Origin of the sequence: Bathymodiolus platifrons methanotrophic gill symbiont, from assembly GCF_002189065.1 — a bacterium.
Taxonomy (GTDB): domain Bacteria; phylum Pseudomonadota; class Gammaproteobacteria; order Methylococcales; family Methylomonadaceae; genus Methyloprofundus.
Window position 1 is genome coordinate 1 of record NZ_BDMN01000204.1, and the last position, 1,816, is coordinate 1,816.

Consider the following 1,816-nt stretch of genomic DNA (forward strand, 5'->3'; position numbering starts at 1 on the left):
TAGCGCCACTTTTATCCATAACGACCTTATCAGGAAATCCATTATTGTTAATCGTTTGTTTGAAAAATGCGGTTGCAGCCTCTTCATCACGGCGCTCAGAAAGCATGAAATCAAGCGTATCACCGTGACTATCAACAGCTCGGTATAAATAGGTCCACTGCCCCTTCACTTTGATATACGTTTCATCCATGCGCCACGATTTATTGGTTTCTCGTTTCTGAGATTTAGCTTTTACAGCAATGGCAGGAGAATAACGGATAACCCAACGATTGAGCGTAGCATGATCCACTTCAACACCTCTTTCTTCCATAATTTCTTCAAGGTCGCGATACGAAACGCCATACCTGACATAAAAGAAAACAGCATAAAGAATGACATCTTTTGGGAAGTGAGTGCCTTTGAAGCTGAGCATATGATCTACCTTTTATTGAAATTGAGAATTATGATAGCAGATAACGTCGGGAAGGGGGATTTATGCGACAGAACCCGCGGGGCGGACCAGGGCACAAATGATTCGCCGCGTGGTGAATCGATTTTTTGTGACATGGAGTCCCAAAATCTATCATGAGGCGCGCGGTGGCGCGCCTATTTCTCGCCATCTACAAATTTTAGGTTCTGTCGCAAAAAAATAAACATTTGTGTAAAAATCAACTGTAACCTGTTTTTATGCAACCAATGGATAAGACACCATCCAGGAGAAAAACTTTCTCATCCCATCCGATAAACTAGTGGGAAAGTCAGGTACAATATGACATTCGAGAGAATAATCACTTGAAAAGTCGCACCCTTTTTAGTTGAACATGCGAACCTTATTTGGCTGAAATTTAATCTTATGATCGTAGGTAAGAGGGTGATTTTGTTTTTTTTTGCGACAGAACCAACACAAAAGGTCGTCTGTGAAACGGATAAAAACAGGTTATTCAGGGGTCTCAAAATCAGATGGCTCGAAAACTTACAGCCCCCGGAACACTTCTCTGACCAATCTGTTATGGGGCAGTAAAAAGAAAGTGTGTGTTTAACAAAAGAAATATTTTTAGTGCCCCACCTTCCCCGAATTCCGTGGGCTACAGTTTTTGACCTTGAACCTCTTGTCAAGCTAGAAAGTTCTGCCAACAGAGAATGAATGAAAGGCTTATTAGAAGACTAATCTAATTCTAACCTTGCTATGTCCTAGTTGTATGAGTTAAAGTTATCGGAAACCTAGCCTGATATTTCCTTTTTCAGGTAACTCTCCCTAACTTATGAAGTTTAGGGCTTAAAGGCAAAAAAAACCCAAGCATTTTTAAGTACTTGGGTTCTTGCCTTTTATAAAGGTTGTGTATGAGTGATCTTAAACACTCACCACAGCTTGAAAGTAAGACTGATACTCTTGCAATCAAACGAATGTTAATTATATCTTAATTAGCATCCAACTTGAAAGCATTATTTGAATCCTCTGCTTTACAAGCTCAGCCCCTATTTTGGAATCAAGATGATTTGGGATAGGTCAGGACAGTGTTGTCGAACAAGGGTAACTGCTAAGACAACCCATTAAGGCATCTTTTGTATAAAGTATAAGCCGCAAGCTTATTGTCGTTTTGAATGCGGGATTTGAATTTTATAATGCAGAAGATGGCACGTTTGGAGCAGGGGTGGATATTTTATATATCTGGCAACGTGCAGGGCGTAACGACTGTGAAAGGGGCTGAAAAACTCAAGTAACACGATCCCAAGATACACTGAAACTCTAGTCTGCATTATCTGTTTTTTCAAGCAGTTGCGGGAGGGGGGGGCTGTGAAAAGGGAATGGTAAGCCTGCCTTAGGGGCTCAATGGCT

Annotated in this window: 1 protein-coding gene; it reads right to left on the reverse strand. The window is 41.0% G+C overall.

Annotation, left to right across the window (positions count from 1 at the left end; translation table 11 throughout):
• Positions 1 to 412 (reverse strand): IS6 family transposase (locus tag CDZ78_RS12075; protein ID WP_140414030.1); only part of this gene is annotated, 412 nt, incomplete at its 3' end.
• Positions 413 to 1,816 lie beyond the last annotated feature (1,404 nt).